We start from the raw sequence: 13,177 nt of genomic DNA on the forward strand, positions 1-13,177 counted from the left end.
ATGGTCGCATCGAGCGCAGCCGCGCGTCAGCGCGTCGTTGGGGGGTGGTGGCCGGGCGACGGGCGGGCGCGACCATGGGGCCCTCGGGAGCTTCTGGCCGGGTCAGTCGGGGAGTTGGGCGGCGCGCTTGAGTTCCTCGCCGAGGTTCTCGCGGCGGATGCGCTGGTCCATGTAGAGGATGGCGGCGACGCCCGCGGCGAACGGCACGGTGACCGCCTGCGCGATGCCGTAGCCCAGCTCGCTCATGAACTGCTGGCCCGTCGACAGCTCGCCGTCGGCCGGCAGCATCATCGTGAAGAACATCTGGATGAACATGCCGACGACCGTCGTGATCACCAGCGCGAGCAGCAGGATGCCGAACACGCGCCACCACGAGCCGCTGACGAGGTTGAACGAGCGTTTCATCGCGGCGCCGATCGTGCCGCGTTCCAGTACCAGTGCCGGCGTGGCCAGCGCGAGGAACACGTAGGCCACGATGCCCGGGATGATCAGCAGGAACGTGCCGACCATCGTGATGAGCGAGACGAGCACCGTCAGCCCGAGCACGGCGGGCAGGCGCGGCTGGAACTCGGCCCACGCCTCGGCGAACGTGATCGGCTTGCCGAGCACCGCGCGGCCGATGATGACCACGAGCAGGCCGGTCACCAGCGTCTGCGTCAGCAGCGACACCAGCAGGAGCGTCCCGTTGGCCGGCAGCGTGTCGGCGAGCATCTGCTGCGCCTGCTCGGCCTGCTGCTCGACGGAGGCGTTGGGGTCGATCTGCTGCACGTCCGGCAGCAGGTACAGGTTGGCCAGGAACATGGCCACCGCGCCGACGAACGCCACCGCGGCGGACGTGCCGAACACGACGCCCGCGTACCGGCGCATCGTGTTCCAGGCGCCTTCGAAGATCTCGCCGAGCCCCAGCGGACGCAGCGGGATCACGCCGGGCTGCTCGCCCTGGAAGCCGCCGCCCTGCGACGGATAACGGGGCAGGTCCGAATCGCTCATAACCGAAATCCTGCCATCCAATCCTGCCGCGAACCCGACGGGGCGGCCCGCGCGGTCGCTATGCTCACCGCGATACACCAGCAGCAGGGGGAGCCACGCCACATGACCCGACCTCCGCACGGGCCCGGGCCCCATGGGCAGCACGGTCCCGGCCAGTACGGGCCCGGCCAACAGGGCCCCGGGCCGCACGGGCCGGGCTCGCAGGGGCCGGCAGGCGGGCCACCACCGCCCGCCGGGCCTCCGGGTCCTCCGGGTCCTCCGGGTCCTCCGGGTTCCCAGCCGCCCCCGCCACCGTGGTCCGGTCGGCCGGGACCTCCGCCCGGACAGCCTCCGGGCACGCCCTGGCACGGCGGTCACGGCGCTCCTGTCGGTCCGGGCGGCCCGCGGCGGCCGCCGAAGTCGAACGCACCGGTCGTGGCGGCCGCGCTCGGCGGGTTCGGCGTCGTGGTGCTGGTCGCGATCCTCACGGCGACCCTGGTGGGCGGCGATCCGCGGAACACGGCCGACCGCGAGGGCGGCGCACCCGTCCCACCGGCCACCGACACGTCGATCACGTCCTCCCCGAGCACGACGACCAGCACGTCCGAGACCACCACATCGAGTGAGACGTCGGAGACCGTCGAGCCGAGCATCATCACCTTCACCGAGGGCCCGGGCGGCGGTGAGGCCCCGACGTCGGGCGGCGAGAAGATCTACCGGCTCGCCGACCACCCGCTGCTGCAGAACCCGGACAGCGGGTTGCGGGCGGTGCAGTGCTCGCTGCCGGGGTGGCAGAGCAACCCGCAGGCGGCCGAGGCCTTCCTGACGGCGGCCACCGACTGCCTGAACGACGCGTGGGGCACCCTGCTGCGCTCCCACGACCTGCCGTTCGAGGAACCGAACCTGCACTTCCCCGCGGGCACCTCGTACGAGACGACGACCTGCGGCACCCACGAGGTCAGCATGGCGAAGGCGGCGCTGTACTGCGCGAACAACCTCTACATGCCGTACCAGGGGCTGCAGGCAGACCGGTACGGCGACCGGCCGGGCGTGTACCTGGCGCTGCTGGCCCACGAGTACGGCCACCACGTGCAGTACGTGGCGGGCATCTTCGAGGCCGCCTGGCACCGGATGAACGAGGCGGGCGGCCAGGGCAGCCCCGGCGCCGACGCCGTGTCGCGGCGGCTCGAGCTGCAGGCCCAGTGCTTCTCCGGCATGTTCATGGGCTCGCACGTCGGGCGCAGCGGCCCGAACGGCGTGAACCAGACGATGCTCGACCAGGCCTGGTACGACCAGGAGACCCGCGGCGACGGCACGTCCGGCACCACCGACCACGGGTCCAACGCCAACTACTCGGCCTGGTGGCAGCAGGGCAGCCGCGACAACCGCCTCCAGCAGTGCAACACGTGGAACGCCGACGAGGGCAGCGTGTCCTGACCGGCCGGGTTGCCGGGGTGCGGGTTGCTGAGGGTGCCGGGCCCGCGGCGGGCGTCGCTATGCTGAGCGGGCCCCAGCAGCGAGGTTCGTAGGCGACATGACCCCATCCCCGCAGGACCCGGCCGACGAGACCGGCGGTTCCGGCCCCGACGGCGACGAGGCTGCCGACACCGGCGGCCCGGCCCCGCGCCGGGCACGGTCGAGCGCGCCCGCGACGATCTTCGCGCTGGCCGGGTTCGCCCTGATCGGCCTGGCGGGCGTGCTGGTCGTGAGCCTGCTGACCCCGCCTGCGCAGAACAACGAGGGCGGCGCGTCGGCGGGCGGTGGCACGCCGCAGTCGCCGACGACGACCGAGACCGTGCCCGACGACGTCCGGGCGATCGGCGACCGGCCGTTGATGCGCGACCCGGACGCCGGGTTGCAGGCCGTTCCGTGTTCACTGCCGCCGTGGCGCAGCAACCCCGAGGGTGCCGAGCTGTTCTTCACCGCGGCCACGGAGTGTCTGAACCGCGCGTGGGAGCCGTTCCTGCGCCAGTACGACCTGCCGTTCCGCGAGCCGACGCTGCACTTCCCCGACGGCCAGGCGTTCCGGACGCCGTGCGGCGACATCCGCGTCGACGTCACGACCGCGGCGTACTACTGCAACGACAACCTGTACGTGCCGTTCTCCGGACTGCAGACCGAGTACTACGGCGACCAGCCGGGCATCTACCTCGCGGTGATCGCGCACGAGTACGGCCACCACGTGCAGGAGGTCGCGGGGATCATGGACGCGGTGTGGGAGCACATCAACGCCGCGGGCGAGGGCACCGACGAGGGTCAGGAGCTCTCCCGCCGCCGTGAGCTGCAGGCCCAGTGCTTCTCGGGCATGTTCATGGGCGCGCACACCGAGCGCAGCGGTCCGAACGGCGTCACGCAGCAGATGTTCGACACCGCCTGGTACGACCAGGACACCCGCGGCGACGACACGTCGGGCACCACCGACCACGGCTCCAATGCCAACTACGCGTCGTGGTGGCGAGCGGGCGCCGAGTCGAACCGCATCGTCGACTGCGACACCTTCTCCGCGAAACCCTCCGCCGTCTCGTAGAGCTCCCGAGGGCATGTGTCAGACGGCGATGCGGGGGCCTCGGACCACCAGGAACGAGTAGACGCCGCCTGCGGCGCAGCTGAGCACGAGCAACGCCATGCCGAGCGGCCTGCCCAGGTCGCCCATGCCGGTGTGGGTGGCGGCGAGTTGCACGTCCAGCGGTCCCTCGGGGATCTCGGCGGGCACGGTGATCTCCACCTGCTCACCCTGGTCGTAGCCGCAGCCGCTGAGGGTGCCCTCGTGGGTGGCGCCGTCGGCGCGGAACTGCACGGTCTGCTCGGCGTTCGGGTTGGTGCAGTCGGCGGGCACGGTGACGGTGGCCTGCACGTTACGTTCCTCGGCGCCGCCGGACGTGGCGAACAGCGACGGACCCCAGAGCCACACCAGGGCCGTGATCAGGATGCCGACCGCACCGGCCACGCCGATGGCCTTCCATCCGACCACGAACACCCGTCTGTCCGATTCTGCTTCTCGCCGCACGGAACCAATCGTGCCAGGTCTGTCGGCACCGGCCCAGATAACCGGCGGAAGCCAACATCACAGTGCTTCCGAAGTGCACCCGAACAGTGATCTCGGCCCGAATCTCCGGCCGCAGGGCCGCCCGGCGTCAGTCCTCGTCAGTCCTCGTCGTCCGCTCGTCCCGTGTGCCGGACGTACAGGATCCGGTCGCCGGGTTCGATCGCATCGGCCTCGGGCGCATCCACCCGATAGAGGTGCCCCGCACGGACGAGGCCGAGGACGGTGTCGGGCAGGTGCCGCGGCGAGCCGCCCTCCTCCGCGCGGGTGACGGGCCGTTCGGCGATCGCCAGTCCGGTCTCGGGGGTGAGCAGGTCCTCGACCATGTCGACCACGAGCGGGGTCCGGGTGGCCATGCCGAGCAGCCGCCCCGCCGTCTCGCTCGAGACGACGACCTGGTCGGCGCCGGACTGTTTGAGCAGGTGCACGTTCTCCGCCTCGCGGACGGAGGCGAGGATGACGGCCTTCGGGGCGAGTTCGCGTGCGGTGAGGGTGACCAGCACGGCCGTGTCGTCGCGGTTCGGCGCGATCACCACCGATTTGGCCCGCGGCACGCCGGCGACCCGCAGCACGTCGGCGCGGGTGGCGCTGCCGTGCACGGTGATCAGCCCCAGCGCGCTGGCCGCGTCGAGCGACTGCTGGTCGGTGTCGACGACCACCACCTGGTTCGCCGGCACCTCCTGCTCGGCCATCAGGGCGTTGATCGCCGACCGACCCTTGGTGCCGTAGCCGACGACCACCACATGATCGCGCACCTTGTTCCTCCACTTCTCGATCCGCAGCGCCTGCCGGGAACGTTCGGTCAGCACCTCCAGTGTGGTGCCGACCAGGACGATCAGGAACGCCACCCGCAGCGGCGTGATGACGACGACGTTCACCAGCCGTGCGGTGTCGGTGACCGGGGCGATGTCGCCGTATCCGGTCGTCGACAGCGACACCGTCGCGTAGTAGGCGGCGTCGAGGAACGAGATCTCGCCGCCGGTCGAGTCGGTGTAGCCGTCGCGGCCGAGGTACACGATGACCACGGCCGCGAACAGGAAGAACAGCGCACCCAGGATGCGTCGGCTGATCGCCCGCAGCGGCTGATCTTCGATTCCGGCATCCGGAGGACGCCGACGAGTGCGTGGGCCGGTTGGTCGGGCAACGGCCGCTGCCGCAGCAGTCCCTTGATCACGCTGGGAAACCCTAGCCGTTCGACTCCACCGATCGCAGCAACGCGCGCAGTCCGGCGGCGTCGAGCAGGTCGACCGGTCGGGCGGTGTGGTCGTGGCGCACGTAGTGGAACGCCGCCCGCACGCGCTCGAGCGGCGCGCCGGTGAGCCCCGCCCACGCCAGGCGGTAGGCGGCGAGCTGCACCGACAGCGACGTCATGGCGCCGTCGTCGGGGACCGCTCCGGTCTTCCAGTCGACGACGGTCCAGCTGCCGTCGGGTTCGGCGAACACGGCGTCCATGCGGCCCCGCACGGTGACGCCGTCGATGACCGTGGAGAAGGGCACCTCGACGTCGTGGGGCGTGCGGTGGGCCCATTCGCTGCGTTCGAACGCCTCCTGCAGCGCGTCCAGTTCGGCGTCGGGTGCCTCGCCGACGTCGGCGGCGCCGGGCAGGTCGTCGATCTCGAGCAGCCGTTGTCCGGCGAACCGGCGTTCCAGCCAGCCGTGGAAGGCCGTGCCGCGCCGGGCGTAGGCGTTCGGCGGGAACGGCAGCGGACGACGCAGCCTGCGGGCCAGTTCGGCGGGACGGCCGGCCAGTTCGACCAGTTGGCTGACCGACAGCTGCCCCGGCAGCGGGATGTCCTCGGTGCGTCCCGACGCGCGTTCCCGTTCGGCCAGCAGGACGTCGGTGTCGGCCGCCCACCCCTCGGGATCCGGGTCGGCGGCGTCCGGGTCATCCGCGTCGGGGGCATCCGGGTCGACGGGCTCGGCGGGCTCGGCGGGCTCGACCGGTTCGCCGCCGAGGGGCAGCGCGAGCTGGTCGGACTCGGGACCGGCCGCCACGGGCCTGGCGATCTCGGCGAGCACGGCCCGCGCGCCCTCGTCGACGGCGTCCCGGCGCCCGCCCAGCGGGTCGGCGGGCCACTGCACGGGAGCCTCGCCCGCGCCGTCGCCGACGAGCGGGTTCTCGGCGTCCTCGTCGGGTTGCTCGGCCCACGTGGTGACCGTGCCGATCTGCTCGCCTGTCTCCTCGGCGGCGCCGATCGTCTCGACGACCTCGGTGAAGAACTCGGAGGGGCCCTTCGGTTTCGTGCCGCTCTCGCCCCACCAGTGCGCGGACAGCAGCAGATGCCGTTCGCTGCGGGTCAGGGCGACGTAGCAGAGGCGGCGTTCCTCCTCGGCGTGCCGTTCGGCGAACGCGGCCTCGTGCTCCTTGCAGGCCTCGACGATCTCCTTGCGGTTCTCGTCGCCGTGCAGGCGCAATTCGGGCAGGTCCTGGCTGTCGCCGCGCAGCGCGGCGGGCAGGTCGGTGACGGTCCGCAGCCACGACGAGGTGCGCCGGTCGCCGGGGAACACCCCCTTGACCAGGTGCGGCACGGCGACGACCTGCCATTCGAGGCCCTTCGCCGAGTGCACGGTGAGCACCTGCACCCGGTCGGCGGCGACCTCGACCTCGCCCGGCGGCAGTCCGTCCTCGGCGTGTTCGGCGGTGGCCAGGTAGTCCACGAAGGACAGCAGCGTCCCGGTGGGCGAGTTCTCGGCGTACTCGGTGACGACGTCGGCGAACGCGTCGAGATGCGCCCGGCCCGCGCCGCCCGGCCGGGCCATCGCCTCGACGTCGAGCAGCAGCGTGCGTTCGACGTCGGCGACCAGTTCCGGCAGCGGCTGGTCGAGCCTGCGGCGCAGCACGCCCAGTTCCTTGCTCAACCGCGTGATCCGCGCGTAGCCCTCGGCCGAATAACGGGAGGCGTCGCCGGGGTCGTCGAGGGCGTCGATGAGCCCGGCCTGTTCGGCGCGTTCGGCGACGATCTCGTCGGCGGCGGCCGACAGTTCGCCCGCCCGGCGCCACAGCGCGCCGAGGTCGGCGGCCGCGAGGCGCCACCGCGCACCGGTCAACAGCCGCGCGGACGCGGTTCCGGACAACGGTTCGGCCAGCACCCGCAACGTCGCCACGAGGTCGGCGACCTCGGGTTCCTCCAGCAGTCCGCCGAGTCCGACGACCTCGACGGGCAGGCCGCGCGCCCGCAGCTCGCCCGCGATGGGCGCCATGTCGGCCCTGCGGCGCACGAGCACGGCCGCGGTCGGCGGTGTGCCGTGGGCGTCCCGGTCGGCGTACCAGATGGCGGCGAGCTCGTCGGCCAGCCAGCCGCGTTCCTGCCGCACGTCGGTGGTGAGTCCACATCGGACGTCGGCGGGTGGGGCGCCGTCCTTGGCACGCAACCGCTGCACGCCGAGCCCGCCCGCGCGGAGCGGTTCGGCGACGGCGTTGGCGAGCGTGAGCACCTCCGGCGGATTCCGGAAGCTGGTGAGCATGCCGTACTCGCGGGCGGGCACCGCCTCGCCCGTCACCGCCGAGCGGCGGGGGAAGTCGGTCGTGAACCGGGGCAGGTTCGCCGCGCTCGCCCCGCGCCAGCCGTAGATCGCCTGCGCCGGATCGCCCACCGCCGTGACGGGCAGCGGACCGGCGGAGCCCACTGTCTCGGACTCGGTTCCCGTGCCTCCGAAGAGCGAGCGCAGCAGCACCCGTTGCGCGTGCCCGGTGTCCTGGTACTCGTCGAGCAGCACGGCCCCGTAGCGCTCCCGCTCCCCCGCGACGACCTCCGGATGTCCCGCGGCGAGCCGGGCGGCCAGTGACATCTGGTCGGCGAAGTCGAGCGCACCCTCGGCGCGTTTGCGCTGCCGGTAGGCCTCCACGAGCGGCAACAGGGCGAGCCGGAACCGTTGCCGCTGCAGGATGGTCGTCAGGTCGACGGGCAGGTTCGCGCGCTGCCCCTTGGCGCGCGGCGCGTTCTCGACGATGCCGCACAGCCGCTCGGTGTACTCGCGCAGCCGCTCCGGATCGACGAGATGCTCGCCGAGTTCCCCGGTCAGGCCGAGCAGGTGCTGCGTGACCGTCGGCGGCACGAGGTCGGTGTCGAGGTCGTGGTCCCATGTGGACACCACGCGGTGCGCCAGCTGCCACGACGCCGTCTCCGACAACAGCCGCGCGCCGGGTTGCACCGGCAACCGCAGACCGTGCTCGCCGAGCAGCCGTCCCGCGTAGGCGTGGTAGGTCAGCACGGTCGGTTCGCCGGCCAGCACCGACGCGCGCCGCGATCCGCCCGGGTCGATGCGGTCGAGCAACGTCGATCCGGCCAGCACCCGCAGTCGCGCGCGCACGCGGTCGGCGAGCTGACGCGCGGCCTTGCGCGTGAACGTCAGGCCCAGCACGCGTTCCGGCGTCACCAGGCCGTTGGCGACGAGCCACACGACGCGCGCCGCCATCGTCTCGGTCTTGCCCGCTCCCGCGCCCGCGACGACGAGCGAGGGCTCGGGCTGCGCGGCGACGACGGCGGCCTGCTCGTCGGTCGGGGTCGGCAGTCCGAGCGCGTTCGCGACCTCGGCCGGACTGACCAGGGTGGTGGCCGGTTCGTTCACGGTCCGGTCACCTGCCTGCCCTCGGGACGTGCCGGGCACGAGGACCGCGCGGGGCAGCGGTCGCAGTCGGCGTTCTCCTTCGCCTGGTACGCCGGTCCGGCGGTCGCGGTGGCCGCGTCCCGCACGAGCCGCAGCCAGTGCACCTGGCCGTCGGCGTCGAGCGGTGGTTGCTCGCGCTCCCCCGCCCCGGTCTTGGTGTTCGATTTCGCGACGTACACCAGTCGCGCGCCGCCGGGGGTCCGCGCCTGACCGGCTTGTTGCTGCTCGAAGGCGCCGAGCAGGACGGCGAGCTGGTAGGCGGCGAGCTGCGGATGCTGTTCGGCGTCCTTGGCGCTCACGGCCGTCTTGCCGGTCTTCAGGTCGACCACGACGGGCCTGCCCTCGCCGTCGACCTCCAGCCGGTCGACCCGGCCGGTGAGTGTGACGCGCAACCCCGCGTCGGTCTCGTCGGTCTCGTCGGTCTCGTCGGAGTCGGTCTCGGGTGGGAGCTCGACGGACATCTCCTGCTCGACGGCCACCTGGGTCAGTTCCGACCGGCTCTGCCGCAGCCAGGTGAGGAAGTTCTGCACCATCTGCTCGACGCGGGTGCGCTCGCGGCGCGAGAACCATGGGGCGCCCGCGTCCACCTTGGCCCACGCCCGATCCAATTCGGACCGGATCTCGTCGGCGTCGGCGCCGGAGGCGGCCGCCTGGGCGAGCGCGTGCACGAGCGTGCCGGTGACCGCGGCCAGCTGCGACGGGTCGGCCCCGCCGTGCCGTTCGATCAGCCACCGCAGCGGGCACTTCGCGAGGATCTCCACCGTGGACGGCGACACCCGCACCGGATCGCCCGGTTTGCGCAGCGGTTCGTCGGTGCTCGGCTCGTGCAGGCCGTACCACTGGTCGGGGTGCGCGCCGGGCACGCCGGCCCGCGCGAGCCGCGCCAACTGCGTCACCGCCCGGCGCTTGCGGTCGGGGTCCTCGTCGGCCGAGCACACCACCGACCGCAGTTCGCCGACCAGTTCGGAGAGCACGAGCGACCGTTCGCGCGGGTACACGCGCACGTCCGGACCCGCGTCGGCGGCGTCCTCGCCGTGGGCCAGCAGTTCCTCGACGAACCGGGACGGCTGCCCGTCCTCCCCCTGGACGGCCGTGACCAGCAGCGTCGACCGGGCGCGGCTCGCGGCGAGGTAGAACAGTCTGCGCTCCTCGGCCAGCAGCGGCGCGGTGATCGACACGGTGTCGTCGTCCACCCCGGACAGCAGGTCGACCAGACGCTCCACCCCGAGCAGCGTTCCGCGCGGCCGCAGATCCGGCCAACTGCCCTCCTGCGCCCCCACGACGGCGACGACCGTCCACTCGCGACCGGCCGCCGCATGCGCCGTCACCAACGCGACGCCGCCGCCGCGTGCGGCGACCGGGGCGAGGCTGTCCCCGGCGATGTGCTGCGACGTCAGGTACTCCGCGAACCCGGCCACGCTCGCCCTGGGCAACCTGTCGACATACCGACCCGCCGCGTCGAACAGGGCCACGACGGCGTCGAGGTCACGATCGGCCTGCACGGCGAGCGACCCGCCGCGCTTGATCTGCCCCAGCAGCCGCTTCTCCAGACCACTGGCCTGCCACACGCGCCACAACACGTTCTCGACGTCGAGGCCCTGCTCGGAGGCCTCCCGCGCGGTCGCCAGCAGCCCGCCGACCCGGCGGACCGGCCCGGCCTCGGCGTCGGCGAGCCCGGCCAGGACGTCGCCCTCGCGCAGCGCCTCGACGAGCAGTTCGTCGCTGGAACGTTCCCCGCCGCCGGCGAGCTCGAGCCTGCGCAGCCCGCGCCGGAGTCGGCGCAACGCCAACGGATCCGCCCCGCCGAGCGGCGAGGCGAGCAGCATCTCGGCGACGTCGGGGGTGAGGGCGTCCGGCTCGGCGGCCAGGCGCAGCACGGCCAGCAGCGGCCGAACCCCGGGCTGGCGCGCGAGCGGCACCTCCTCGGCCGCCGACGCGATGGGCACCCCGGCCGCGGCGAGCGCGCGTTGCAGCACCGGCATCGAGCGCGTCGGCGAGCGCACCAGCACGGCCATCTCCTCCCACGGCACCTCGTCCAGCAGGTGCGCGCGGCGGAGCCGGTCGGCGATCCACGACGCCTCGGCCGCCGGCGTCGGGAACAGCCGCGGATGCACGGCACCGCCCTCTGCGGCCGGTTCGGTCTCGCGCGACCGCGCCGACCCGGCAAGTCCCCGCGCGATCCGGCTGACCGCCTCGTGCACCGCGCCGGACATCCGGTGGCTGCGCGTCAGGGTGATCGTGTCGTCGGCCTCGGCATCGCTCAACAACCTCGGGTCCGCGCCACGGAAGGAGAACACGGACTGATCGGGATCCCCGGCGAGCACGCAGTCGTCGGCGGTGCCGCCGAGCAACCGCACCAGCCGCATCTGCAGCGGGTCGAGGTGCTGGGCGTCGTCGACGAGGATGTGCCGCACGCGCTGCTGTTCACGCTGCAACAGCTCCGGATCGCCCTCGAGCTCCACGAGCGCCCCGGCGACGAGCTCGGCGGCGTCGAGCGCGGGCGCGGCGGGCGTGCCCAGCGCGTTGCCCCCGGAGCCGTGCAGGAGCGTGACCTCCTCGTACTGTCGCCAGAAGTGCCCGGCCGCCACCCATTCCTCGCGGCCCTCGTGCCGGCCGAGCTTGACCAGGTCCTCCGGTCCCAGACCACGTTCCGCGGCGCGCAGGACGAGATCGCGCAGTTCCTCGGCGAACCCGGCGATCCCGAGCGCGGGGCGGAGCCGCTCCGGCCAGTCGGGGGCGCCGCGCTCCTCGAGGTCACCCGCGAGCAGCTCCCGCACGACGACGTCCTGCTCGGCCCCGGCCATCAGCCGCGGCTCCGGCTGCCCGGTGAGGTTGGCCTGCAACCGCAGCACCGCGAACGCGTACGAGTGCACCGTGCGGACGACCGGCTCCCGCACGGTCCGCCCCGCCGGATGCTCCCCCGCCGTGCCGGCCGGGGTGTCGGTGGTGTCGCCTGCGGTGATGCGGCGGGTGATGTCGGCGCGCATGGCGTTGGCGGCCTTGCGCGAGGCGGTGAGCACGAGCAGGTTCTCCGGATCGGAGCCGCTGCGGATGCGCTCGGAGGCGAGGGCCGACAGCAGCGTCGTCTTGCCGGTGCCGGGCCCGCCGAGCACGCGGACGAACCCGCGCGGCGCGGCGAGCAGCTCCGCCGCGGCCGGCTCCCAGACGTGGGCGGGCGCGGCGGGCACGGAGGTCCGCACCAGCCGGGCGTTGAGACCGCTCCTACCGCTCACAGCACCGATGGAACCACGTCACCCCGACACACCCGCACCCCACGCCGTGTCAGCACCCCACGTCGCCGTGTCAGCATCCTGCGTCGCCATGTTGTCGATCCGCGTCGGGCGTGTTGGGTAGTTTCCGCTCATGGACGAGGCGATGCACGAGCGGATCCGGGACGTCGTGCGGGCGATCCCGCGGGGCACGGTCGCGACGTACGGCGACGTCGCGGCCGTGGCGGGGGCGTCGACCCCGCGGCTCGTCGGACGAGTACTGGCCGAGGACGGCGCGGACCTGCCGTGGCATCGCGTGCTGCGTGCGAGCGGCATCCCCGCCCCGCATCTGGTGCACCGGCAGCTCGAACTGCTCCGCGCGGAAGGCGTGCTCGCCGACGGGCAGCGGGTCGATCTGAAGGCCCACCGGTGGCGGCCCGAGTGAGACCCGCGTAACCCTGTTCCCAGCGCACAGCATTCGGTTAGCCTTGCCTAATGAGCGTCGCGCAGGAGATCGAGCAGGCACCCCGCCTCACCTACCGCCGACTGACCGTCAGCGCGGTCCGGCCGCTCACCCCGAGCCTGGTGCGCGTCACGTTCACCGGTGACGATCTGCGGGGATTCACCCCGTGCGCGCCCGATCAGTACGTCAAGGTGTTCTTCCCCCGCGCCGGCCACCGGAGTCCGCAGCTGCCGCCGCCCGTCGAGGACATCGGCGGCGACGTGACGTCCTGGTACCGCACCTACCTGGCCATGCCGGACGACGTGCGCCCGCCGATGCGCACCTACACGGTCCGCGCCTACCGCCCGGACGCCGCCGAACTGGACATCGACTTCGTGCTGCACCCCGACGGCGGCCCCGCCTCGACGTGGGCGACGCAGGCGACGCCGGGCGCCGAGGTCGCGCTCATGGGTCCGCACGGCATCTACGCCGTCCCCGAGCACGCGACGTGGCAGTTGCTCGTCGGCGACGAATCGGCCGTGCCCGCGATCGCGGCGATCCTCGAACAGCTCCCGGCCGGCACGTGCGCGCGGGTGTTCATCGAGGTCGCCGACCAGCGCGACCGCCTCGACCTCGCCTCCGCCGCGGGCGATGTCGACGTCCGGTGGGTCACGCGCCGCGACGGCTACGGCGACGCGGTGCTCGACGAGGTCCGCGCGGCCGCGCTGCCCGAGGGCACGCCGTACGCGTGGCTCGCCGGCGAGGCCGACATGGTCAAGTTCGCCCGCCGCCACCTCGTCCGCGAACGCGGCGTCGACAAGCGGGCCATCGCGTTCACCGGGTACTGGCGCAAGGGGCGTTCCGAGGAGGAGGTCGGCCGGGCGAGCCTCGCCGCGGCCGGCTGAG

8 protein-coding genes and 1 pseudogene are annotated in these 13,177 nt (G+C 73.1%); 4 read left to right on the forward strand and 5 right to left on the reverse strand.

Annotated elements, in window-relative coordinates:
* Positions 1-102: 102 nt before the first annotated feature.
* Positions 103-990, reverse strand: coding sequence for a YciC family protein (locus tag BJF85_RS03480; protein WP_075845739.1), 888 nt, complete (start codon positions 988-990; stop codon positions 103-105).
* A gap of 414 nt (positions 991-1,404) precedes the next feature.
* On the opposite strand from BJF85_RS03480, the gene BJF85_RS03490 reads away from it, so the two are divergent.
* Entirely contained in the window at positions 1,405-2,406 is a 1,002-nt protein-coding gene (locus BJF85_RS03490) for a neutral zinc metallopeptidase (protein ID WP_075845741.1), read from the forward strand.
* A 97-nt stretch (positions 2,407-2,503) separates the two neighbouring features.
* Positions 2,504-3,496, forward strand: coding sequence for a neutral zinc metallopeptidase (locus tag BJF85_RS03495; RefSeq protein ID WP_083665890.1), 993 nt, complete (start codon positions 2,504-2,506; stop codon positions 3,494-3,496).
* A gap of 18 nt (positions 3,497-3,514) precedes the next feature.
* On the opposite strand, the gene BJF85_RS03500 is transcribed toward BJF85_RS03495, so the two are convergent.
* From BJF85_RS03500 to BJF85_RS03515, 4 genes and pseudogenes are all read right to left on the reverse strand, one after another.
* A complete protein-coding gene (locus BJF85_RS03500; protein WP_075845742.1) occupies positions 3,515-3,946 on the reverse strand; it encodes a hypothetical protein in 432 nt (143 codons plus the stop codon).
* A gap of 167 nt (positions 3,947-4,113) precedes the next feature.
* Positions 4,114-5,114: pseudogene (locus BJF85_RS03505) on the reverse strand (TrkA family potassium uptake protein).
* Between the two features lie 83 nt (positions 5,115-5,197).
* Entirely contained in the window at positions 5,198-8,581 is a 3,384-nt protein-coding gene (locus BJF85_RS03510; protein WP_075845820.1) for an ATP-dependent DNA helicase, read from the reverse strand.
* Positions 8,578-11,853: an ATP-dependent DNA helicase gene (locus BJF85_RS03515; protein WP_075845743.1), complete on the reverse strand. Its 3,276-nt coding sequence runs from the start codon at positions 11,851-11,853 to the stop codon at positions 8,578-8,580. Before BJF85_RS03515 ends, BJF85_RS03510 begins: the two co-directional genes overlap by 4 nt.
* Before the next feature lie 130 nt (positions 11,854-11,983).
* On the opposite strand from BJF85_RS03515, the gene BJF85_RS03520 reads away from it, so the two are divergent.
* Positions 11,984-12,274 (forward strand): MGMT family protein, encoded by a 291-nt coding sequence (locus tag BJF85_RS03520; protein ID WP_075845744.1) that lies wholly within the window; start codon positions 11,984-11,986, stop codon positions 12,272-12,274.
* A gap of 50 nt (positions 12,275-12,324) precedes the next feature.
* Positions 12,325-13,176, forward strand: a complete 852-nt coding sequence (locus BJF85_RS03525) for a siderophore-interacting protein (protein ID WP_075845745.1) — start codon at positions 12,325-12,327, stop codon at positions 13,174-13,176.
* Position 13,177: the final 1 nt, after the last annotated feature.

This window comes from Saccharomonospora sp. CUA-673 (assembly GCF_001942305.1).
Lineage (GTDB): Bacteria > Actinomycetota > Actinomycetes > Mycobacteriales > Pseudonocardiaceae > Prauserella.

Bases quoted from the DNA above. Each gene is read 5' to 3' on its own strand.
- BJF85_RS03480 (WP_075845739.1), bottom strand. From the start codon at position 990: ATGAGCGATTCGGACCTGCCCCGTTATCCGTCGCAGGGCGGCGGCTTC.
- BJF85_RS03495 (WP_083665890.1), top strand. From the start codon at position 2,504: ATGACCCCATCCCCGCAGGACCCGGCCGACGAGACCGGCGGTTCCGGC.
- BJF85_RS03525 (WP_075845745.1), top strand. From the start codon at position 12,325: ATGAGCGTCGCGCAGGAGATCGAGCAGGCACCCCGCCTCACCTACCGC.
- BJF85_RS03520 (WP_075845744.1), top strand. From the start codon at position 11,984: ATGGACGAGGCGATGCACGAGCGGATCCGGGACGTCGTGCGGGCGATC.